The sequence below is a fragment of the Paenibacillus sp. FSL M7-1046 genome (assembly GCF_038007405.1).
Lineage (GTDB): Bacteria > Bacillota > Bacilli > Paenibacillales > Paenibacillaceae > Paenibacillus_AQ.
On the sequence record NZ_JBBOXB010000001.1, the window covers coordinates 7,559,089 to 7,582,914 of the forward strand.

15 protein-coding genes and 1 pseudogene are annotated in these 23,826 nt (G+C 40.4%); 1 reads left to right on the plus strand and 15 read right to left on the minus strand.

Going from position 1 to position 23,826, the window contains the following annotated elements; genetic code table 11:
* Nucleotides 1-369: 369 nt before the first annotated feature.
* The 15 genes and pseudogenes from NYE29_RS34010 to NYE29_RS34080 all read right to left on the minus strand — a co-directional run bounded on the left by NYE29_RS34010 (nt 370) and on the right by NYE29_RS34080 (nt 23,173).
* Nucleotides 370-1,008: a hypothetical protein gene (locus NYE29_RS34010; protein ID WP_340899486.1), complete on the minus strand. Its 639-nt coding sequence runs from the start codon at nt 1,006-1,008 to the stop codon at nt 370-372.
* Nucleotides 1,009-1,225: 217 nt separating this feature from the next.
* The gene (locus NYE29_RS34015) at nt 1,226-1,612 is read right to left on the minus strand and encodes a DUF5071 domain-containing protein (RefSeq protein WP_340899487.1); all 387 of its coding nucleotides are present in this window, start codon (nt 1,610-1,612) and stop codon (nt 1,226-1,228) included.
* Between the two features lie 217 nt (nt 1,613-1,829).
* Complete coding sequence (locus NYE29_RS34020) at nt 1,830-2,309, minus strand: hypothetical protein (protein ID WP_340899488.1); 480 nt, start codon at nt 2,307-2,309, stop codon at nt 1,830-1,832.
* Nucleotides 2,310-2,474, minus strand: a pseudogene (locus NYE29_RS34705) (ParB N-terminal domain-containing protein); the annotation flags it as partial.
* Between the two features lie 284 nt (nt 2,475-2,758).
* The gene (locus NYE29_RS34025; RefSeq protein ID WP_340899490.1) at nt 2,759-3,481 is read right to left on the minus strand and encodes a hypothetical protein; all 723 of its coding nucleotides are present in this window, start codon (nt 3,479-3,481) and stop codon (nt 2,759-2,761) included.
* Nucleotides 3,482-4,084: 603 nt separating this feature from the next.
* The gene (locus tag NYE29_RS34030; RefSeq protein WP_340899491.1) at nt 4,085-4,486 is read right to left on the minus strand and encodes a CDI toxin immunity protein; all 402 of its coding nucleotides are present in this window, start codon (nt 4,484-4,486) and stop codon (nt 4,085-4,087) included.
* A gap of 8 nt (nt 4,487-4,494) precedes the next feature.
* Nucleotides 4,495-6,294, minus strand: a complete 1,800-nt coding sequence (locus tag NYE29_RS34035; protein ID WP_340899891.1) for an RHS repeat-associated core domain-containing protein — start codon at nt 6,292-6,294, stop codon at nt 4,495-4,497.
* Nucleotides 6,295-7,739: 1,445 nt separating this feature from the next.
* Nucleotides 7,740-8,126 carry a DUF5071 domain-containing protein gene (locus tag NYE29_RS34045; protein ID WP_340899493.1) on the minus strand — a complete coding sequence of 129 codons (387 nt, stop codon included), beginning with the start codon at nt 8,124-8,126 and terminating at the stop codon, nt 7,740-7,742.
* 10 nt (nt 8,127-8,136) lie between these two features.
* Nucleotides 8,137-10,845, minus strand: a complete 2,709-nt coding sequence (locus tag NYE29_RS34050; RefSeq protein ID WP_340899495.1) for an RHS repeat domain-containing protein — start codon at nt 10,843-10,845, stop codon at nt 8,137-8,139.
* A gap of 318 nt (nt 10,846-11,163) precedes the next feature.
* Nucleotides 11,164-11,637 carry a contact-dependent growth inhibition system immunity protein gene (locus NYE29_RS34055; protein WP_340899496.1) on the minus strand — a complete coding sequence of 158 codons (474 nt, stop codon included), beginning with the start codon at nt 11,635-11,637 and terminating at the stop codon, nt 11,164-11,166.
* A 12-nt stretch (nt 11,638-11,649) separates the two neighbouring features.
* A complete protein-coding gene (locus NYE29_RS34060; protein WP_340899499.1) occupies nt 11,650-17,133 on the minus strand; it encodes an RHS repeat-associated core domain-containing protein in 5,484 nt (1,827 codons plus the stop codon).
* A 282-nt stretch (nt 17,134-17,415) separates the two neighbouring features.
* Entirely contained in the window at nt 17,416-19,419 is a 2,004-nt protein-coding gene (locus NYE29_RS34065) for an RHS repeat domain-containing protein (protein ID WP_340899500.1), read from the minus strand.
* A gap of 69 nt (nt 19,420-19,488) precedes the next feature.
* Complete coding sequence (locus NYE29_RS34070) at nt 19,489-20,610, minus strand: GBS Bsp-like repeat-containing protein (RefSeq protein WP_340899502.1); 1,122 nt, start codon at nt 20,608-20,610, stop codon at nt 19,489-19,491.
* Nucleotides 20,611-20,849: 239 nt separating this feature from the next.
* On the minus strand, nt 20,850-21,971 hold the full coding sequence (locus NYE29_RS34075; protein ID WP_076110692.1) for a GBS Bsp-like repeat-containing protein: 1,122 nt from the start codon (nt 21,969-21,971) through the stop codon (nt 20,850-20,852).
* Between the two features lie 38 nt (nt 21,972-22,009).
* Nucleotides 22,010-23,173, minus strand: coding sequence for an RICIN domain-containing protein (locus NYE29_RS34080; RefSeq protein ID WP_340899506.1), 1,164 nt, complete (start codon nt 23,171-23,173; stop codon nt 22,010-22,012).
* Between the two features lie 154 nt (nt 23,174-23,327).
* Between NYE29_RS34080 and NYE29_RS34085 the strand changes: the two genes are divergently transcribed.
* Entirely contained in the window at nt 23,328-23,795 is a 468-nt protein-coding gene (locus tag NYE29_RS34085; RefSeq protein ID WP_076114293.1) for a MarR family winged helix-turn-helix transcriptional regulator, read from the plus strand.
* Nucleotides 23,796-23,826 lie beyond the last annotated feature (31 nt).

Here is a 23,826-nt window from a genome sequence, read left to right on the forward strand (position 1 = left end):
GCGTGGTTGTCCATCAGAAATTAGTGGTTTAAGTTTTAAAGTTGTCCTATAGGGTTCCAATTGGGATGAGATTTCCTACCCTTGGAAAACCATAAACATCCTCCATTAACCCATTTCTCGTTTCATATCTTGTATACAATTTTTTATCATCCATATCGTCATCATCAAAGCCAAAGTGAAATCCACAACATCGACATATATTCGTCATGTTGATCTCCCCAAGATAATCAAAAATCCCTACATTATCACCAGCTTGCCTTTGCAAAAATGTTACAACTAAACATTACCTTGGTTTCAGAACCCCAAATTTTTGTGACCTGACCCAAGCCTCGGTTCTTGAACGCAACTTATCTTACGCCAATATTATTTCTATGATAAATACACAGCCTCATCAATAAAGTCTTCAACAATCGATAAGTTTAATACGGGAATAAGTATTATCCTGTTACTTCTTCTTAGTACATCCGAACAATGGGCCAACCTTCCTCTTATTAAATTTTTCCACTCATCGTCCAACCACGGAAAACAAAAAACTTGCTTTCCATGCGCCAATCCAATAGCGGCTGAAGCATTCCATCGTTCGTTACTGATATACCTTATCTCCCGATCCAGTCGTGAAGGTGAAAGCTCAAAAGAATCAACTAATTCATCAACAGTATAATCAACTGATGTTCCCCTCTCCAGTTGTTCTCGTACTGTCAATTGTCTTTTAAACAAGCCTCCTTTAAGACCCTCTCCAACGTACCAGCCGTTTGTATAAAGCAGGTTCCTCTCCACCAGCCGATCATTTATTAGGATTTCGCCTTGGAACTTCTTGCAATTACCTGAAAGTAAATAGGATAAAGCCCAGCCACCCTTGGTTGGTTGGCCTACAATACCATAGACTTTTCCTGAATGAAACCGACAGGAAAAGTGCTGAAGCTGATCTGTCCAAGAAACAAAATTTCGCATAGTCGGTTTACATTTTACAGATATATCTTGCATTTCAAGAGAAGCAATTTGTTCCACTATTTAAACCTCACTTTTCTAATATTTGTGATATTAAGCGGCCCATTCGCAGCTCTTGCTATTTGTTGCAATTCGAGGCTACGGTCCTATCAATACTCAGTACACCTCGCGGTATTTCGAATTCAATAACAGTCTCCAGTGAACGGGCCCCGGAATTCCTTGCTTGAGCCAATGTGGCTTCAAGGTCCTTTTTTTTCAAATAATACAATATCCATATTTACTGTAGAAGCGCTAAAATCTCGGTTGCCTCTTCGTCAACATATTCTTGTCTTTCACGTTCAGTAGGGTTTAAAGCTAACCTTTTTAGATCAGCCTCCATTTCCGATAATACAGTTGGTGGTAATTTGTTCACCAAATTCACAAGTATTGAGTATTTCCAACAGTCATCATTAGAATCGAAAATCCCCCTTAGATAAGGTATTAATTCAGTGCCTAAGGGAACGAGCATATCTCCGATTTCCTCTGTAATTGGCCAATTTGAATCTTTAGTCCACTCTAATAGATCAGAAATAATAGGTTTAATTATGTTTATATCCAATGTTTTCAAAGTATTAACTGAATTGAGATCGAATTTATCCTTTGGGATTAAACTATTGATATCCATTACTATTCCCCCTACTTAAAATTATTTTTAACTGTAATTGCCTTTAAACTAAAGTTAGATAATAAGGACTAACCTCGGCATTCTCTCTTGATTCCATCCATAACATGGTGGTATCTGATGATTTGGTGAAGCATAGCAGCCCGACTCATTCAGCACTGGTTGGGGGATACAATAAAGAAAAACCACATGGAGTTGTCCACTCGCATGTGGTTCTATACTATTTAAATAGCTTTCTAAAAATACTTTTCTTACTTTTTCCTTTAATAAAGTTGTAAAATCTTTCTCTTGGTAAGCATTTAACATTCATTGAACCATATCGAATGTTAAACTCTTTATATTTTTCTTGGTACAATTCATTAATAAAAATCAAAAAATCCTCTTGACTCGAAAAAGTAAGACAATTACCATCATGATCCTTCAACAATATTGGAAAAATGTGATTGTTAATCATTGATGAAATTTCATAAATTTTAAGAGAGCAATCATGAAACCAAGAAAAACAGCCCTCAATTGAAAGTTCCTTTATAATTTCAAAGTCCGAATGTACTGTCATAATCAAAAATTCTTCCACTTCATATTCATTTGCACTATTCGAACTATATTTAATCTTCATCTCATTTAGTTTATTTAGAAATTCATTTTTTGAAATGCCATTGTCTACAACGGATAACTTAATATAGAAACTCTCTGCTCCCATTTATTTCTCCACCTTAATAGGTACTTGTTTTAGACCAGCTTGCTGCGCTGGCCACCAACGATGATGGCCATCCACGATCTGCATAGTCCCATCATCAAGTATTCTCACTAATATTGTACCATTCTGATATATATATTCTCTAGCTGATTTCAATGCCTCTGTATTATAATTACCACGATTGTAATCAAATTCATCTAATGGATTTCACCAAATTCGATATATTCGTTTTAATCTTTTCATAAGAATTTAATAAGCTATACAGATTGCAAATAATAGACTAACCGATCTACTCCAAACACCAAACAGGGTAAGAATAGTAACTTTAACCCAAGGTGGCGATGAAGATGAAGAGTGAAGAAATTCAACGATTGAATACAGCCATGAAAGAACTCTTAGATAAATGCAAGAAAAAACCACAAGGAGTTACGATAGTAATCAAAGTTTCCACTTCATTGAGCTATTAAATTTCGAAGTGATTGGATATAGCTGTTTGAGGATTTTACCAATAGCTTTTCATAATCATGGAATTGCGTATTTTTCCACTCTTGAAAATCACTTTCGTTATTAACACCTTGTTGTCTTAAATAATATTCAATGCCCATGATAGATAAATTACAAAAAGAGATGTAATCGTTAAAACTCACTTCGCTATTCACTATTGAACTAAATCTCTTTTGTGCTTTATCAACAGCCTGATTAAGAATCCCCTTCCAAAGGTCTTTACTAAAGACCCCTCTTTCAAAGAAATGTTGTAATATCTCATAATTAAGAACTTCATAATTAGCAGTGACATTAAATAAGGTCTTCTCAAAATCAAACAAGTCATTATTAGCAAAACCATTAAATAAATAATCAAAATGACCATATGTATCATCTATTGAAAACCACTCAACTATCTTTTCTGCGATAACAGGAATCAATTCATTAATGTGTCCTAATAAGAATGAACCTATAATTTCATGTTCATCATCATGATTTTTATACAATTTTCGAAATAAGTTTAGTAAAATCTTATAAGAACCTGGCTCGTGTTTTAGCGCATTCTGTTGAAGTGATTCTATAACATTGTTAATATCCATTTCACACCCCTCACCAGTTTTTCCTACGATAGATTTGAGTATAGTAGTGTCAACACTATCACATTTATCCGTATTGAATTCATCCACACTCACACCGAGTCTAGTAGTAACTCATTCACCTTTTATTACCCAATATCAGGATGGTTAGAGAAGTGATTGTTCGGCCCTTTCCGAGAAATAAAAACTTCTGGGTACTACGGCCTCTGCTGACTTCTCACAGCAAGCGCTACTCCGTCTTTCGGATTTTTTCCCTACCGGGCGTCTGTGAGATCTCCCCGGGTAAGAGCGATAACTTTCTCCTCATCCATCTGCCACATTTACATCCTGGGATTCGGGCAGTATTGGACTTCGCTTTGTTAGGCAAGCTCGTCCGTCCCAGCATGCCTTCTATGTGATTTCTGTTCGTCAGACCGAGGGTTTGCCTCTGGCTTCCTTCAGATTCCGCCTCACGGCGGACACCCTTGCCTTTGGCTAACAGTTCCTACTGCCAAGCCTGTAGCGGACTTTCACCGCCTAGTTATTGCCTATGCCGGGCGCACCTATAAAAAAACCTTTGCTTAGTAGGACTAAGAAAGGTCTTTGAGTGACTATTATACCATTACATTTAGAGTACTAATTCGTATCATCAGAACTACTGAAGCCCAAATCAGAAAATATATGATACAAGGTCATTATAAATCTATTTAATAAAAGCAATCAGTCTTTGAAGCCAAGCATTACTTGTCCTTCATGAAAATACTCAATTACATAACCGGATGATGGACAAAAAATCCATGTATCTGAACCTACTGCAGTAACGTCATCGATGTTATTTAATACTTGACTTAACTCTGTATAAATGCTAGGAGCATCAGTATAATTCCAGAGTAGAAACACTTTCGAATTAAAATCACCGTTAAGTTCATTCTTTATAATTGATATAACCTCTTGAGGCTTTGAGATTTCATAGCGCCTTGATATGTTATCCCAATTTATTCTTCCCCAAGATGTGACTGGAAACCAGCTCACAAGATGATTAAACAGTTCTTCTGTTTTTTGAATAGTTACTATCTCCGTACCGTCTCCTAGCGCTTGAATACATTCCTCAAATAAAGTCATATAGCCTCCTATGGTTGAAGGTGCTTTAATAGCGACCTAAATGTATCTTCATTTCCTTCAAAGGGAATTACCAGTTTAATTGCATTATTACCTTTGCCACCACGATAGTCTTCAATATTAATGTGAGTCCCCTTATTTGGATCGTAATCTAGTCTCCATAATAACTTCCCATCAGCAGATTGTCTCCCAACAACTTGACCGTATCCTGCACTACTAGGTAATCGACCAATTACTGACTTAGAGCCTGGGCCTAGGTCACCAACAATATCAAGTGCTAAGTTTCTAGCCTGTTCGTAAGACTTAAGAGTGGATTCAAGCGTTTTTTTTACTCCGATACCAGTAAAAGTAATAGCCCTCTCAATTTGCCTACCTTCTTTGCTTGCCAACTTAACAATAAGTCGACCACCTTTAAACAATTTTGCAATAGGTATAAAATTAGCAGCGGCAAGGGTTTTATCAAATGATGATGCATTAGGGTTTAATATTGTATTTATGTCATCTACAACTAAAAAGTCTGCAACTGCGATGGAGGCTTCGATAGTCCCCGCCCTAAATTCATTCCAACATGTTCCAGCACCAACATTCATACAATGCTGAATCATTTTTTTGTTACTATAGCCTGTTCCAGTTGGAGATAGTTGATGTCCACTGGGGTCAGTATAAATCAACGGATTATTACTCACATACGTATACAAATTCTGACTCAGCGGATTATCAATCTGCCCTTCAACCGTATCCTCATTTAAAAACCGCCCGATACTCGGATCATAATACCGTGCACGCAGATAGTAAAGTCCCGTTTCTGCGTCGTAAATCTCACCAGCATATTTAAAGGAGTTTTGTATCCCTTCCGTCTGGCTCGTGATATTCCCCCATTCGTCATAGCTGTAGGTGTTAACTGGTGTTCCGCTGGTATTGACGATTTGCACCACATCGCCATGACCGTTGTACAAATAGTAGTAATCCTTTGCTGCCGTCTTGTCCTTTTTCACCAATACCCGGTCTCCACGGACAAAGGAGGATTTTTGTATTACAGTGCTGCCGCTTAATTTCTCCTCTGCGATAACTTGACCACTAAAATCATAGTTGACCTGAGTATGGCTCGTTCCAGTGCTCTTCAAATACCGAAGGCCGTCTGCATAGTAGGTAAAGCTGGTCGTATTCCCATTTTTGGTCAATCCGGTCAAGGTGTTTTGTAAATCATAGGTGTAGCTTGTATCGCTCAGATCCAGACTGGAGCTGACGCTCTCGCTTGAGGTTAGACGATTGCCACGCACATCATACGTGTACTGTGTGCTTTGACCATTGGGCCGTTTGATTGACAGTAGACGATTTAAAGCATCGTATCCGTAACTTGTCGTTTTTGCTGCTCCATTATTGAGGACTTCAGTTACCGCTGTAATATTCCCATTATGATCATAGCTGTAGTTGTATCCCGAAAGCACGGAGCTACCCTTTGTATTCTTCATGCTTTCAATCCAACCGAGTGCTTTGTTGTACGTGTACTCTGTTTTTAAGATACTTCCATCCGTCAACGGCGGGTACGTAATTGTCTTGACTCGGCCATTGGCATAGTAGCTGTACTGTACATTGTCGGATGCGGCTTTGCTTAGGGACGCGCTGCCGTTGGTTTGGACGTTGATCAGGCGCTGACTGTCAAACTGGTAGTTTACATAAAACCCAAGATTGTAATCATTTATTTGTGTCATTCGGCCCAGTACATCCAACTCGTTTAAGATGTACGACGCGTGGCCACCCGCACCCGTAGAAGAATATCCAACGGAGTAGTCGTTGCGTACTTGGTTCATGCTATCCAGGTAACGCTTCTGCGTTGCCCTTATGGTTCCATCAACATAACTATTGATCGTACGGTACTTTGGCGATCCATCTCCATAGATAACATCGATTTTTTGCGTCGTAGACGTATTATTGATTACTCCACTAACGGAACTGCTCTTTAGTTGACCTCTCTCGTCGTAGTTGTAACTGAACACACTGCCCATACGGTCCGTTTTACCGGTCTGTTGACCCAGATTATTATAGGACAACTTTGGGCTAATTGGTCATAGGAAGATGTGTGACATTCGGAAATGTTGAATACGATCCTGACTTGCATTACTGTAATTACATCTTCAAACAGTTTAAGATAGTTCCAGAAGGGGTTACTTCACCAAAAAAATCAGAAATTTTGATGATTTCTTAACCAAAACAGATGAACATGAAGAAGTTGAGGTTACAACCGAGATGATGAAGGATACTAATACACAACAATACAGCACTATTTGCAGAATAGGCACCTTATTGAGTGCATTCAGGAGAACAAAAACAGGAACGGCTAATTGAACAGTTAAATGCATTACTGACATACTGATCCAATCGAAGCAAATGAAAATCAACGTTTAATTCTCGATTCTGAATAAATTGGACAGTTGCTCGAGAAGGTTTACCGAATTTTACGTCTTTCTTGATCCAATCCTGAATCGTTTGTTTCTAAACACAAATTTCTTTTGCAACTTTTTTGTACTCCATGTGAAACCTATCTGCTATTATTGTAATCCTATCATCTTATTCACTGACATACTCAGTCAGTCAAATGTCTTTTCAAAAGAAAAACCACATGGAGTATTAATCTCACGTGGCTTTGATAACTAAAACTACATTTATTCATTGGAGTAATTAAGTATCTTTCTTATATATGTCGCCGCTTCACTCATTAATTGAAATAGATCAGATAATTGTTTAGAACGTCTTTCCCAAAGTGAATTAGACCAATCCAAAGATTCTATAATCAATATTGCGTATTCTGTTCCATACCAGCCTAAATCAAGGACATACTTATCGTCACCGTATGTCACTTGAAATAAGTCTTCTTCTTTTAAATATCTAGGTTCGTTTATCTCATTATAAGTAATAGTCCCTGGGGAAAAGTTGATTTATTCAAACATAATTCACCTCTATATAGACCGATTAAGATTAAAACCTGACAAGCAGACGATCCTTTGTTTCCATCGGTGCTGATTGATTCGCTTCATAAATTGGCTACCATGAAGCTTATTTCAAAAAGATGTTGTGACCACATCAGCTTTGAGTCACAGCTACAGCCCTTCCGGCCGGATTCGGGATTTAAGTTGTAAGGCGGCAGAAGGAACACCTGCAGACCTGTTCATAATGCAAGAGCAGCCCCTATTGATAAAACAATGGGCTTGCCCTACATTTTGAAATAAAGAATATCACTCCTCAGTTTCCTTCATATTTACTGTAGAAGCGATAAAATCTCGGCTGCCTCTTCGTTGACTAATTCTTGTCTTTCACGTTCAGTAGGGTTTAAAGCTAACCTTTTAAGATCAGCCTCCATTTCCGATAATACAGATTTCGGTAAATTTTTAACCAACTTCACTAGTATTGAATATTTCCAACAGTCATCATCAGAAGCGAAAATTCTCCTTAGATGAGGAATTAATTCACTGCCCAAGGGTAGCAGCAACTTCCCAATTTCTTTTGTAGTAGGCCAATTTGCATCTTCAGTCCACTCTAATAAATCAGGTATAATAGGTCTAATTAAATTGATATCCAATGTTTTCAATTTATTAACTGACTCGATATCCATTTTATCTTTCGGGATTAATCTTTTGATATCCATCTTTATCCCCCTACCTATGATCATATTGAAAAGTGATTGCTTTCAAAACTAAAGTTAAATAATAAGGATTAGTATCCGCACTCACTCTTGATTCCATCCATAACTTATGTTCGTATGGATCAGCAGCTCTGATACTCACATGACCTGTTACAGGATTATCTACCTTTGCAGTCAAGACTCCTGTAGCGTTAATCGCTTCGATTGATGTAAACCAACCTTTAGGTTCATCTGGCGTAAGAAACGCGGATAATCCCTTTGTATCTTTAAGTCGAGGTGTATGATTTGTATTGGTCATTGAGCCACTATGATATATTATCTGCTGTTTCTTATCTGAGGTAGTAGTATCACTTATAGCGGTGTCCATAGACAGTGCAGCCGTTATTCCTACAGCTTGAACGAATGCATTAAGTATTGAACCCACTTGTGCACCAGGAAGTGGAACGGCTGCTGCACCGCCTTTGACCACGTAATTATGGGGGTCAATCTTTGCAGCATTAACAACCGCTTGTGCTTGAGCGTTTTTATAGATTTGCAGTAGTTCTGTTATGCGTTTTCCAGAGTTGTTATTCTTAATGGAATCTGGAACATATATAGAGCTAGATCTGCTACACCCCCCACTATGCCCATATCGACCATTACCAGACTCACAATAATGTCCTGTAGGATCAGTATTAATTAGTGGATTATTATGCACATACGTATACAGATTCTGACTCAGCGGATTATCAATCTGCCCCTCAACCGTATCCTCATTTAAAAACCGCCCGATACTCGGATCATAATACCGTGCACGCAGATAGTAAAGGCCCGTTTCTTCGTCGTAAATCTCACCAGCATATTTAAAGGAATTTTGTATCCCTTCCGTCTGGCTGGTGATATTCCCCCATTCGTCATAGCTGTAGGTGTTAACCGGTGTTCCGCTGGTGTTGACGATTTGCACCACATCGCCATGACCATTGTACAAATAGTAGTAATCCTTTGCTGCCGTCTTGTCCTTTTTCACCAATACCCGGTCTCCACGGACAAAGGAGGACTTTTGTATTACAGTGCTGCCGCTTAATTTCTCCTCTGCGATAACTTGACCATTAAAATCATAGTTGACTTGTGTATGGGTCGTTCCAGTGCTCTTCAAATACCGAAGGCCGTCCGCATAGTAGGTGAAGATGGTCGTGTTCCCATTTTTGGTCAATCCGGTCAAGGTGTTTTGTAAATCATAGGTGTAGCTTGTATCGCTCAGATCCAGACTGGTGCTGACGCTCTCGCTTGAGGTTAGACGATTGCCACGCACATCATACGTGTACTGCGTACTTTGACCATTCGGCCGTTTGATTGACAGAAGACGATTTAAAGCATCGTATCCGTAACTTGTCGTTTTTGCTGCTCCATTATTGAGGACTTCAGTTACCGCTGTAATATTCCCATTATGATCATAGCTGTAGTTGTATCCCGATAGCACGGAGCTTCCTTTTGTATTCTTCATGCTTTCAATCCAACCGAGTGCTTTGTTGTACGTGTACTCTGTTTTTAAGATACTTCCATCCGTCAACGGCGGGTACGTAATTGTCTTGACTCGGCCATTGGCATAGTAGCTGTACTGTACATTGTCGGATGCGGCTTTGCTTAGGGACGCGCTGCCATTGGTTTGAACGTTGATCAGCCGCTGACTGTCAAATTGGTAGTTTACATAAAACCCAAGATTGGAATCATTTATTTGTGTCATTCGGCCCAGTACATCCAACTGGTTTAAGATGGACGACGAGTGGTTACCCGCACCCGTAGTAGAATATCCAACGGAGTAATCGTTGCGTACTTGATTCATGCTATCCAGGTAACGCTTCTGCGTTGCCCTTAAGGTTCCATTCACATAACTATTGATTGTACGGTACTTTGGCGATCCATCTCCATAGATAACATCGATTTTTTGCGTCGCAGACGTATTATTGATTACTCCACTAACGGAACTGCTCTTTAGCTGACCTCTCTCGTCGTAGTTGTAACTGAACACACTGCCCATACGGTCCGTTTTACCGGTCTGTTGACCCAGATTATTATAGGGCACACTTTCGCTTTGGGCGGCGGCGTCCTGCTTCGTCGTCATCAGTCCGATTTCGTTGTAACTCTTCGTGTTTAAGGTTTGTTCCGACTCACCCTTGCCCTGAATGGTCACCTTAGATATTTGTCCATTTCCGTCATAGCTGTACCGTGTGGTCTGATTCAGCGCATCCTTAACACCAGTTAACTGATTTAATGCGTTGTAACTGTAAAGGGTTGTCACGCCAGCCTCATTGAGATGGTTCATCGGGTCGGTATATCCCGTAAGATTGCCGATAATATCGTAACTGTAGCGTTCTGTGATGGGCTGCGACTGATTCGGCCAATCTCTAAACGTCCGCTTCGAAATCACCCGGCCCCAAGCATCATACCCCACCGTTATTTCATTGGAAAGCGCGTCTTTCTGATAGATGGGTCTGCCCATATCGTCATAGTGATACTGGGTGAACACCCACTTTCCAGCGTTATCATCCAAGTGTTCCTCTAAAAGGGCCAAACCCATTCCGTTATAAAGCACATTCGCATAGGTTTTGACCACGCTGTTATTCGATAACTGAGTGACAGTTCGGATAGAATCCACTTTTAAGACTGGTGTTCCCGTATTGACAGCATCAAAGTTTAGGGAACTTGTGTTGTAGTAGTTGTAATCTACTACCTCGCTGTACACTTCTCCGTTAGCGTTGGAGCGATTTGGATAGGTCTCTTTTTTCAGACGCCCTGCGGCATCATATTCAATGATGCCCTACCTCCCTATCCAATTTTCTTACAATATAATCCTACACTCTTTAGGCACGCAAATCGTTCGAAGGACGTGCTAAAATTCTTCAAAACCTCTATAAAGCACACGACTCAATCTTAGGATGCCTCATGAACAACAAAAGAGCTGCGCAAATGCAGCTCTTCTGAATTTATTATAATTTTGTTAGGTGTTGCTATTATTTCCAATATATACACAAAGTTAACATTATATGGTAATTCATAAAAATTAGTGTTTAGATTTTTGAAGTGTATTTTTAATTTTCAATAATAATTGATAGTATTCTTCTCTTTCTTGATCAGAATATACCTCTTTATCTTCCGGAAAATTCAGTTCATTATTTTTTAGTAAACATAAAAACTCCTCCACAAAAGAACTAAGCATACTTGTAACAATCGAATTTTCATCCCATTCGTTTTCGTTAACTTGCGCAATTGCTTCCATTATTTCTCCATCCCCTAAATAACCAACAAGAGGGTTTATTCTTAACCTATTCAATGCTTCTGGAATAATGTATTGAAGATGCATCGTTTGTCTAATCAACTTCGCTATGTCTCCATGATTTAAATTTTTTATTTTTTTCTTCTGAATACTGTTATACCAAACCGAAAGCGGTACATCTTCGTCAACCTCAAAATCCTCAGTAAAACCTTCTAATTTTGATATTTCATTAATTGTAAGTTCACTTAAGTTTTCATTCATAATATCACTCTCCTATGGATTAACCGAATCTCTAATTTTCTTTACTTCATTTAGAAATTTTTGTCCTTTATTAATTGCATCTTGAACTGCCTTTTTTGTTACTTCTGAATTATTCTCGATAAATGGTTTGCTTCTTTGAGCATTTTTCAGTTTTTCTATCAATTTTTCAATCTTGGCTTCTGATTGCTCAACTTCCCTAATATGATTCCACGGTTTACCATTTCTAGGATTTAATTTCACCTTTCCATCTTTATCATATAAGAAACCATCTTTTAACTCTTTTTCGTATGCTTCAAGATGATCTTCATCATTTACAGCTTCTAAGTTTCTTTCAATTTTGTCGATTTGATCTTTTTGTGTTTTTGATAGTTCGTTATCAATAATCTCTTTATCACTAAGCGGCTTATCACTTGTAGCCCATCGGTATAGTTTATAGATACCATATCCTGCCGCTACAACACCCGTAGCAGCTAATGCTATTTCCCCAACTCCTGGAACTAAATAAATACTGGCAGCCGCTGCAACATGACCACTAGGATCAATATAAATCAAAGGATTATTATGCACATACGTATACAAATTCTGGCTCAGCGGATTATCAATCTGCCCCTCAACCGTATCCTCATTTAAAAACCGCCCGATACTCGGATCATAATACCGTGCACGCAGATAGTAAAGTCCCGTTTCTGCATCGTAAATCTCACCTGCATATTTAAAGGAATTTTGTATCCCTTCCGTCTGGCTGGTGATATTCCCCCATTCGTCATAGCTGTAGGTGTTGACCGGTGTTCCGCTGGTATTGACGATTTGCACCACATCGCCATGACCGTTGTACAAATAGTAGTAATCCTTTGCTGCCGTCTTGTCCTTTTTTACCAATACCCGGTCTCCACGGACAAAGGAGGATTTTTGTATTACAGTGCTGCCGCTTAGTTTCTCCTCTGCGATAACTTGGCCACTAAAATCATAGTTGACTTGTGTATGGCTCGTTCCAGTGCTCTTCAAATACCGAAGGCCGTCTGCATAGTAGGTAAAGCTGGTCGTATTCCCATTTTTGGTCAATCCGGTCAAGGTGTTTTGTAAATCATAGGTGTAGCTTGTATCGCTCAGATCCAGACTGGAGCTGACGCTCTCGCTTGAGGTTAGACGATTGCCACGCACATCATACGTGTACTGTGTGCTTTGACCATTGGGCCGTTTGATTGACAGTAGACGATTTAAAGCATCGTATCCGTAACTTGTCGTTTTTGCTGCTCCATTATTGAGGACTTCAGTTACCGCTGTAATATTCCCATTATGATCATAGCTGTAGTTGTATCCCGATAGCACGGAGCTTCCTTTTGTATTCTTCATGCTTTCAATCCAACCCAGTGCTTTGTTGTACGTGTACTCTGTTTTTAAGATACTTCCATCCGTCAACGGCGGGTACGTAATTGTCTTGACTCGGCCATTGGCATAGTAGCTGTACTGTACATTGTCGGATGCGGCTTTGCTTAGGGACGCGCTGCCATTGGTTTGAACGTTGATCAGCCGCTGACTGTCAAATTGGTAGTTTACATAAAACCCAAGATTGGAATCGTTTATTTGTGTCATTCGGCCCAGTACATCCAACTGGTTTAAAATGGACGACGAGTGGTTACCCGCACCCGTAGTAGAATATCCAACGGAGTAATCGTTACGTACTTGGTTCATGCTATCCAGGTAACGTTTCTGCGTTGCCCTTAAGGTTCCATTCACATAACTATTGATCGTACGGTACTTTGGCGATCCATCTCCATAGATAACATCAGTTTTTTGCGTCGCAGACGTATTATTGATTACTCCACTAACGGAACTGCTCTTTAGTTGACCTCTCTCGTCGTAGTTGTAACTGAACACACTGCCCATACGGTCCGTTTTACCGGTCTGTTGACCCAGATGATTATAGGACACACTTTCGCTTTGGGCGGCGGCGTCCTGCTTCGTCGTCATCAGTCCGATTTCGTTGTAACTCTTCGTGTTTAAGGTTTGTTCCGACTCACCCTTGCCCTGAATGGTCACCTTAGATATTTGTCCATTTCCGTCATAGCTGTACCGTGTGGTCTGATTCAGCGCATCCTTAACACCAGTTAACTGATTTAATGCGTTGTAACTGTAAAGGGTTGTCACGCCAGCCTCATTGAGATGGTTCATCGGGTCGGTATATCCCGTAAGATTGCCGATAATATCGTAACTGAAGCGTTCAGTGATGGGCTGTGACTGATTCGGCCAATCTCTAAACGTCCGCTTCGAAATCACCCGGCCCCACGGATCATAAGACTCCTCGATGTAATTCATCGTTTCGGAGGTGCCCGCCGCAGTCAGGTAGCTTACCGCTTTCCGCTGCTTCAAATTATAATTTGTCACAAAGACATTACGATAGGAATCCGTTAAACTTTTTTGTTGGCCCCAAGCATCATAACCCACCGTTATTTCATTGGATAGCGCGTCTTTCTGATAGATGGGTCTGCCCATATCGTCATAGTGATACTGGGTGAACACCCACTTTCCAGCGTTATCATCAAAGTGTTCCTCTAAAAGGGCCAAACCCATTCCGTTATAAAGTACATTGGCATAAGTTTTAACCACGCTGTTATTCGATAACTGAGTGACAGTTCGGATAGAGTCCACTTTTAAGACCGGCATTCCCGTATTGACAGCATCAAAGTTTGCGGAACTTGTATTAGAGTAGTTGTACTCTACTACCTCGCTGTACACTTCTCCGTTGGCATTGGAACGATTTGGATAGGTCTCTTTTTTCAGACGCCCTGCGGCATCATATTCATATGTTGTGGTCTTGCCATTCCCGTCGCTCTGACTTTTCAGCAACCCGTAACCCATCTCATAGCTCATCGTGGTTTTCACAATCTGCTGATTGGATGTACCAATGTTGAACCACTGCTGTTGTTCGGTAGGGTAGGCACGGCGGCCTTCGGGCCCGTACTGGGTCACGCTTTTGGCCACCAGTTGGCCTTGGGCAGTCTTCTCCGCCGTTGCCTGGGATATCCCTCCCGTACTATTAAAATAATTATAACTGTATACCGTCCTGTCTCCTAACGCATTGGTTACCGTTGCCGGCCGCCCTTCAGCAGTATAGGTATAACGTTCGTTTTGCGGCGTTGCATCATTTTCATTGGTATACCAGGACTGCGTTTCCAGCAAATGATACTTAGGTTCATACTGGTAGGTGGTTGTATAATGCTGTTTGATTGCCGGATTATTAAACTGATCTCCGGTCAACGGCTTCGTTTGACTCTCAACCTGCCCCCAGCTGTTATACACGGTTTCGGTGTATAAATGATTTGCGGTTGCTTCACTGTCTTGGGGAGCATACTCCGAGAGGGTAGTCCTTGTGGGATACCGGGTAAAGACTCCATGAAACGCCGTATTGTCAGTGATCTTCCGCTCGCCTCCAGCCTCACGGGTTTCCGTCCGAAGCACTCTGCCATCTTTATCAAATGTATGAGTGGTTTGGAGCCCATTACTGGCAGTCGTGCTAACCACAGTTGATGTCGTACTAAACCGAAAATCCGCAGGCAAAACAGCGGGATATTGATCCGGGGTATTCCCCGTATAATCACCTGTATACGAATAGTTTATTTCCTGATACGTCTTGGATGCCGTCTTGTCCTTTCTAGATTTCGCCCGATACTCTACGACGGTGGAATTCGGGCCGGTATGACGATCGGCTTGTTCATATTCATATTCTGTAACAGAATTGGGATACGTAATTTTTTTCAGTAACGAATTAAAAAGAAATCCGTCGTAAGAACCAATATAAGACGAAAAGCCATTTTGATACTCGAAATAGGTTTTCTCTCCGTTTTGATCGGTAATTGACGCAAGGTACGGAATATACTTTTGAAGTGGGGGTATGCCTATATTTCTTTGAATTTCCCCCAATACTCTCCCTTTCGTCAATACCACCTTCTGAACTTCTTGCGTTGCGTTCTCTTCGCTATAGACCCGAATATCTACGTTTTCCCCATCAAACACCTCGGAATCCAGGTCTTCCTCGTAATTAAATTTCACCACACGGCCAACGGTATCCGTTATCGAGAACAATCTTCTTGATCCGTCGTATTTAAATGTAATCGTATTGCCGAAGCGATCTACGATTCCAATTAAATCCCCATCAATGGTAAAGTATTCTCGTTTAAGATCTAAGTACTCAATATAGAAACTTGATCTTTCTTGCCCGTTACTGAATGCGCCGTCTGTATTCGCATTTTCTGATACCAGTCGCTTGTCTTTGCCTTTATAATTGAGTAAATTTGTATAAAGTGAGAGTTCATCATTACTATAGTCATCACGAACTCTATACGCATTGCCTGTTCCATCGTGGTAAATCCACCCAAACTGACTAACCCTTTGTAAGTGAGGGAATTGATACGACCACCCACTGCCTAAGACCGGAAGACGATAATTGTAGCTATATTCCCAACTCTGAAAGTTGGGATTCCACCATGTACTAATAAGAAAGGGAATACTTTGGTTGGAATTGTACATAAGGCCAATATCTAAGTCCAGTCCGTCCACACCGGGCAAATGAATCAGGTTTTCTTTCCGGGTCACACTTCCTGACACCGGATCGACCATTTCACTGGAAGTGTTGCGGTCATTAAACTGTGGCTTATAAGTTTGATTGATTTGAGCTTGAATGACCAAGTTGTTGATCACACCGGATACGGCTGCATCGAAGGTACTCATGGAGAGGGCTAATTCTGATCGATATCCTTTTCCGGTACCCTCTTCTTGTCCATATACTGAGGAGGAAACTGTTTGCTTTCCGTTAAAAGAAAAATGGTTCATAATCTCAGCTGCATATACATTTTCCTGTACAGTGGGCTTACTGAATATTCCTGCTTCTTTTTCAAGCTCCTGCTGGATATCTTCCCAGGATCTTTTCTCATTCAGTTTCCATTTCCAAAGTTCCAGCGGGGTTCGCTTCTCCTGTAGCAAGCTCAGATAGTTTACCCAATATACATCAACCTTGGAGGCTCCAGCCAGAACAAGCGGTTCAATTTCTGTTTGGGTTAAATCCAGGGACCTGGGTTTAGATGCACGGGCAAGAGGCTTCTCTGAATTTTCCTTTGTGTTCCTGGGAACTAATTTCACACGCGTTTCATAGGTTTTCTCTCTTAACATTTGAATGGTTAACATGTTCGGATCGTAAACGTCTCCAGTTACGGATACAACCTCGTCTATAAGCTTTTTATTTTCAGCAAAGGCTGATTTCATCTGGATATTTCCGGGATTAAATGTAGGCTCAATTTGCTGTTTGGATATTGTATTCAATGGGGCTGGAGAAGGAGCAGGACTTTCCACCTTAGTTTCGGCCTTCACATATTCAGAGGAAAGGTTCGGATTGCTCTCAGCAGCGGCTATACGTTCATTTGTAACTGGAAAACCGCCTACTAATATAGTAAAGGATAAAGCAACGTTGAGAAATGAATTCATCTTTTTTCTATTCTTCAAATAAATACTCCCCTATCATTCATTTTTAAAGTCATGTATAGCAAAGAACGAATCTAGTGCAAGAGCGGTCCACCCCCTAATTCAATTCACATAAGCTATTACCGGTCTCCAGATTGTTCCGTCATAGGCGGCTTCGGCATTTTTACCCGAGTTTCCGAAAACAAAGGGAGGTTCTATAAAGAAAGCTGATAATAGTAAAACTATGACGCCAAATATCCATACAGCTGACCTTTTCTTCATTAGCATTCCTCTTTCGTAAATTACTTTCAGCGCATAGTAGCACTATTCCGTTCGAGTCCCCTTCAGATTGCCATTCGAGTCATAGTTATAGTAAATAATCTTATTGTTGGGTTGTTTGATCTGCACCAGCCTTCCATTATCATCGTATAGATAAGTTGTCGCTTGCTTAATAATAATGTCATCAATGGAGAGAGCGCCTCCACCATAAATTCCCCAGAACAAATAGTAGTTTTCTTGATTCCCGGTAGTAAAGCTGACCGTTTCTACTCCTTTTGTTCCCGAGGCACTATTCCATGTAGTCCAGCCTTTGGTTTCAATATCATCTAGCCCACGTGCTGAGAAGTAAAAATAGCGGTTGGCATTGGTTGAATCCATATCAATAGATTTATAAGAAAAGGTCACTGAATAAGTCGTATTGCTCTGAAACTTCACTTGATCCAAATCTGTACTTGCGAAATTCGCCCACTGCTGGGAAGCTGTGGAGCTTAAATAGGCAGAATATGAACCGCTGACGGTTTTTGAGGATTCATTGGTAATCATTCCGGATACGGGTGAAAAGCCAGTCCCGCTATACGAGCCACCTTCAAAAGATTCGCTTACTTTAGAGATTTCTATATCATCCAGCGAAAGAGCACCACCTTGACAGATGCCCCAAACCAGAAAGTAATTATCCTTGCTCCCTGTCGTGAACGTAACGGTTTTGCTGCCCTTACTGCCACTAGGGTTCTGCCAAGTAGTCATTCCTTTCTCTTCTAGCTTGTCTGAACTTCGGGCCAGGAAATAGAAATACCGGTTGGCGTTCGAAGAATCCATGTCAGCTGATTTATAGGAGAAAGTTACTGAATAAGTCGTATTAGGTTCGAATTTATACTTATTAAGATCTGTATTTACAAATTCCTTTGTTGGTTCGGTCGCCAGTGATTTAAGGTAAGCTGAATATTGTCCAGTAACCACTTTGGACGATTCATTAGTAATGACTCCAGAGCCAGCATTGAAATTAGTATTGGTAAACGAACCACTCTCAAAGGATTCATTCACTTTTGTGATTTCTATATCGTCAATGGACAGGGCGCCGCCTTTAAATATTCCCCAGATCAAATAGTAATTCTCTTTGTTTCCCGTTGTGAATGTTATCGACTTTCTTCCCTTATTCCCACTTGCGTCGCTCCAGGCCGTCCAGCCTTTATCATCTGTATTATCCGTACTTCTGGCTAAAAAATAAAAACGGCGATCACTTCCGGTTGGCACCATATCGATAGTTTTATAGGAAAATGTAACTTTGTAGGTCGTATTTTTTTCAAACTTCACTTTGTTAGTATCCGTATAGGAAAATGCTTTCCAATCCTCTGAGTTTAATGAAGAGAGGTAAGCTGAATATTGACCATTAACTATTTTTGCTGGGTCACTCGTAATAACACCAGATCCGGCAAGGAAATTAGTCTGATCAAATGAACCCTTTTCAAATGATTCGCTCTGTGCGGAAATTTTCTTCACGATTGTTATATCATCAACAGAAAGGGCACCCCCTGCGTGGATTCCCCAAATTAAGTAATAGTTAGCTTTATTTCCGGTTGTGAACGTCATCGTTTTTATGCCGTTTCCCCCACTTGCATCATTCCAGGTTGTAAACTGCTTGTCTTCCAGGTTGTCAGTACTGCGAGCAAGGAAATAAAAAAAACGGTTCGCATCCAGCGGCTGCATATCCAATGATTTGTAGGAAAAAGTCACCGAGTAGGTTGTGTTTTTTTCAAACTTAATTTTGCTTTGATCTGTATAGGAAAATTCCTTCCACTCCTCTGATGCTTGAGAACTCAAATAGGCGGAATACTTTCCACTAACTATCTTTTGTGCATCACTGGTAATTGTCCCATTCACAGGGAGATAGCTGGTTCCATTAAAAGTACCACTTTCAAATGATTCTTTAGGAGCCACTACGTTATCTGCAGCAAAAGCCTTGTTCTGAAGAAGGCTGAATACAACAATAATCATTAAAAATGGCAGTACATAGCTAGTAATTTTATTGGTTTGCATTCTTGCTCTAATCATCCTCTCCACTTTTCCAACTCCGTTCTAATTACTACTTGGCATTCGTTATCTCTGCTATTTGTACCTCAGCTACCTGTTAACATTACAAACTAAAGCCCCGGCATATTTATTATCAGCATAGATATGCGTGATATAGCTTCCCACCTCAGAGTTATGTCTTTGAAAGAATACCGTGGCTTTCCAGACTCCAGGGGCAACCTTCACACCTTCAATCCACTCAAGATCATCCTGCTCTTTATTAGAAGTCCATGTAGGGAACTGAACACGTTTTATATTAGGGTCTAGTCCGTATATCAAAACATCGTATGAACCGGCCGAGATATTGGCTGTTTTCGGTCCTGATACACCTACACCTCCCTTAACAGCAACTGACGTTCCTCCGATATAGTTTGAATTGCCATACTTGTCATGGGCATAGATATGTGTGAAATAGTTACCTGCTTCATAATTGTGCTTACTGAAGGGTATCCGTATCTTCCACGTTGTATTGCCAATCCGCTCACCGATCACATAGGGCCGCTCAATATCATCCTGGTCATTCTTTTCTGTCCATGTCGGGAATTTCACTTCTTGTATGGTTCTGGACACGCCTTCTATAACCACCTCATAGTATTCAGCATCTAATCCGACCGTTTGAGGAGCTCTGACGGTTTGAGTATTCTTAACTTGAGTCGTTACACCCGCTACAACTTTGTTATCCGCATAAACATGTGTTGCATATGCACCAGTTTCCATCCCATGTTTGGACAGAACGACCGTACCTCTCCAGAGATTTGGAGCAACCTTCACACCATCAATCCATTCGAGATCATCTTGCTGATTGTATTCCGTCCATGTCGGAAAACGTACGGTTTTAACACTGTCAGGAACCCCTTTCAGATAAATATCATAGGAGACTACCGAAGTGCTGAAGATATACGGTTCTGCGGGTGTGGCCTTACTGCGCTTAAGAAGGTTTCCATTCGCATCATAGGTATACTGAATCATTGAATTATCGGGAAGAATCTCCATCTCAAGCCGACTCTGATTGTAAATGTTGATCTTCTGCCGCTGTGACGTGCCGTTCATATCTTTGATTATATAATTGGAATCAACACCTTCTAATACCGCAGCCGCTGAAGTCTGAGAATTAAAGATAAAAAAAGTTAAAAAGACACTGGCTAGCAGGGTCACTATCATTGATTTTTTCAAGAACGTCCCTCCAAAATCCTGTTATTTATTGATAAAAATATTAGATTGCAATTCCTAGAATCGATTTATTATAGCAAATCATTTATCCAGAAATTGTCGAACTTTGTTATAAAATTCTGTGTAAATTTATTTAATGCTATCTCATAAAAAAAACCACATGGAGTATGTGACTCACATGTGGTTAACATTACATTATTTACACAAGCAGGTTAACTATTCTACATTAGATCGGGCATCTGTTAACGATTAACATTGCACGTCCAGACTCCGGCATATTTATTATCAGCATAGATATGCGTGATATAGCTTCCCACCTCAGAGTTATGCCTTTGAAAGACTACCGTGGCTTTCCAGACTCTAGGAGCAACCTTTACACCTTCAATCCACTCAATGTCATCCTGATCTTTATTAGAAGTCCAGGTAGGGAACTGAACACGTTTCACATTAGGGTCTAGTCCGTATATCAAAACATCGTATGAATCCGCCGAGATATTGGCTGTTTTCGGTCCGGATACACCTATACCTCCCTTAACAGCAACTGACGTTCCTCCGACTCCAAGCATGTTACCAGATTGATCAAAAAAATAAAGGTGTGTTGAATAGTTTCCTGTTTCGAAATTATATTCGCTAAAGGGTATGCGAATTTTCCATGTCGTATCGTTTACCTTTTCTCCGATGATCCATGGATCCTTAATGTCATCTTGACCTTTATACTCTGTCCATGTGGGAAACCGTACTTCTTTAATTGTTCGTGCGACTCCTTCCACATAAACTTCGTAATATCCGTCAGTTAATGACACTGTTTGAGGAGAGATGATTTTTGTAGTATCTTGGATGTTAATATTAAGACCTTTCACTAACTGATTGTCTGCGTAGATATGTGTATTGTACGCACCTCTTTGCCCCCCGTGTTTCGACAGGATAACCTTACCTTTCCAGAGGTTTGGGGCAACTTTCACACCAGCTATCCATTCGATATCATCTTGCCCTTTGTCTTCCGTCCATGTTGGAAAATGTACATTTTGAACACTGTCAGGAACCCCTTTAAGATAGATATCATAAGAGACTGCTGAAGTGCTGAAGAGGTACGGTTCTGCAGGTGTAACCTTATTTCGCTTAAGAAGATTTCCATTTGCATCATAGCTATACCGGATCATTGAGTTATCCGCAAGAATCTCTGTCTCTAGTTGATTGTAATTGTAAATGCTGATCTTCTGCCGCTGTGGCGTACCATTCATATCTACAATCAGATAATTGGAATCGATCCCCTCCGGTCTCCCAGCCGCTGAAGTCTGAGCATTAAAGCTAAAAAGAGTTAAAAGCACACTTACAAACATGGTCACTATTGTTGATTTTTTCAAGAAAGTTCCTCCAAGATTCTATGATTGGTTGCAGGTGATTAAAATAAGGAATAACGGGCTAAGTTAAGACTATTGCTTTTCATTTTACTAGCTTCCATTTTTGAGAGGATGTTCCGTTGTCTGTGTATATCTGCAAGCGTGTTCCATCCGCATTGCTTCCTCCGGGTATGTCCAGCACCTTGTTGCTGTTTACATTCTTCAGAACCATCTTCATTCTCATTTATTGTCCAATGTTGAGAAGCCGTTCCATTATCTGTCCATACCTGTACAGCTGATCCATTGTTTGTGCCTCCCCCGGACACTTCAAGCGCCTTCCCACTGTTTACATTAATCAGTTTATACTTGTTGCCTCCTGTATCGAACACTTGCCATCGTTGAGAGGCAGTACTATTATCTGTCCAAATTTGTACCGGGGTGCCATCAGCAGTGTTTCCTCCAGTAACATCTAACGCTTTTTGATTTCCATAATTCAACACTTTGAATTCAGCTCCGTTAGAAATTGCCTTGACCAGTCTCCACTTCTGTGCCGATGTTCCATTAGCTGTCCATATCCGAACAGCTGATCCGTTGCTCACGCTCCCGTCTGCTACATCAAGCACTTTATTACTGTATACATTTAAAAGTGTATAGGAGCTATCACGGTTATCCACCATACGCCATGCTTGAGCCTCGGTTCCATTATCATCCCAAAGTTGAACTGATGTACCCTCAGCCGTTTTTCCTCCCGTAATATCAAGCGCTTTTCCACTATTCACATTGATTAATTTATAGGTTTCATTTGGTGCATTACAAATCAGCCAGCGCTGCGCATCAGTCCCATTGTCTTCCTCAATCTGTATTTTCGTACCGTTGCTTGTGTTCCCTGCAAAAACATCCAAAGCTTTATTACTATTTACATTGATTAATTTGAACTCAGAAGTTTTGCAGGTTAAGCTTTTCCTCCCAATCATATTTCCATTGTTGTCGTACTGAAAATTCATATATTTACCTTCAGAAATGCTGATAAGACCTAACTGTCCTGTTTTTAGATAGGTATATTTCATCGCAGTAGTTGTACTGGGATAAAACAAGATGCACATACAAAATACTATAAAGAATATGAACTTTTTCATTAATAACATCTTCCTATCTTCTGATAATTTTCTTGATTTCCCAATGAAAAGTATAGGCGCGATCTTCAGAATCCATTTAATATAGCTCAATCTAAAAACACCTCTCGTTTCTTAAAGGCATTATAGCAAATCATTTATACGGAAATTGTCGAACCTTGCTATAAATTCTGAGTATATTTATTGACTCCTAAAGTGATTAAATCTGGGCTATAATAATAGGTAAATAAGCTTATGAGGTGTATTAGTGAAAGAAGACAGATATGAACATGTGGATGAATTATTGGGGGCTTTTCAGCAATTCTCCAAGATGAATTGGCAGAAGCTAACGATGTTTGGGCTAAAGCCCAGTGAAATACGGGTGCTGATCACGATCAGGCTCCGCAATACAAAAGCGGACAAGCAGGTACTGACTGTCTCCGAGATCAGCAAGCTGCTTAAGGTAACTTCCCCTACGATTACGCAGATGGTGAACAGCCTGCTGTCACAAGGTTTTGTTGTGCGCACCAGCGACTCACAGGACCGGAGAATCAGCAGCATTGTATTGACGGAAAAAGGCGAGCTGCTCGCAGATAAAGCCGTCGCCAAGATCCGGGAGATGTTTAAAGGCATGGTCGATTATTTGGGCCAGGAGCAAAGTGAAACTTTAATTGATCTCCTGAACAGGGTACATGCCTACTTTGAACAAATACAGGATCAGCCGGATGGCTACTAGAGTGTACAAAAAAAGCACAAAGCGTAGGTTG

Coding starts and splice junctions, on each gene's coding strand:
- NYE29_RS34015 (WP_340899487.1), bottom strand. CDS start 1,612: ATGGATATCAATAGTTTAATCCCAAAGGATAAATTCGATCTCAATTCA.
- NYE29_RS34020 (WP_340899488.1), bottom strand. CDS start 2,309: ATGGGAGCAGAGAGTTTCTATATTAAGTTATCCGTTGTAGACAATGGC.
- NYE29_RS34030 (WP_340899491.1), bottom strand. CDS start 4,486: ATGACTTTATTTGAGGAATGTATTCAAGCGCTAGGAGACGGTACGGAG.
- NYE29_RS34035 (WP_340899891.1), bottom strand. CDS start 6,294: ATGAACCAAGTACGCAACGACTACTCCGTTGGATATTCTTCTACGGGT.
- NYE29_RS34045 (WP_340899493.1), bottom strand. CDS start 8,126: ATGGATATCAAAAGATTAATCCCGAAAGATAAAATGGATATCGAGTCA.
- NYE29_RS34055 (WP_340899496.1), bottom strand. CDS start 11,637: ATGAATGAAAACTTAAGTGAACTTACAATTAATGAAATATCAAAATTA.
- NYE29_RS34065 (WP_340899500.1), bottom strand. CDS start 19,419: ATGATTAGAGCAAGAATGCAAACCAATAAAATTACTAGCTATGTACTG.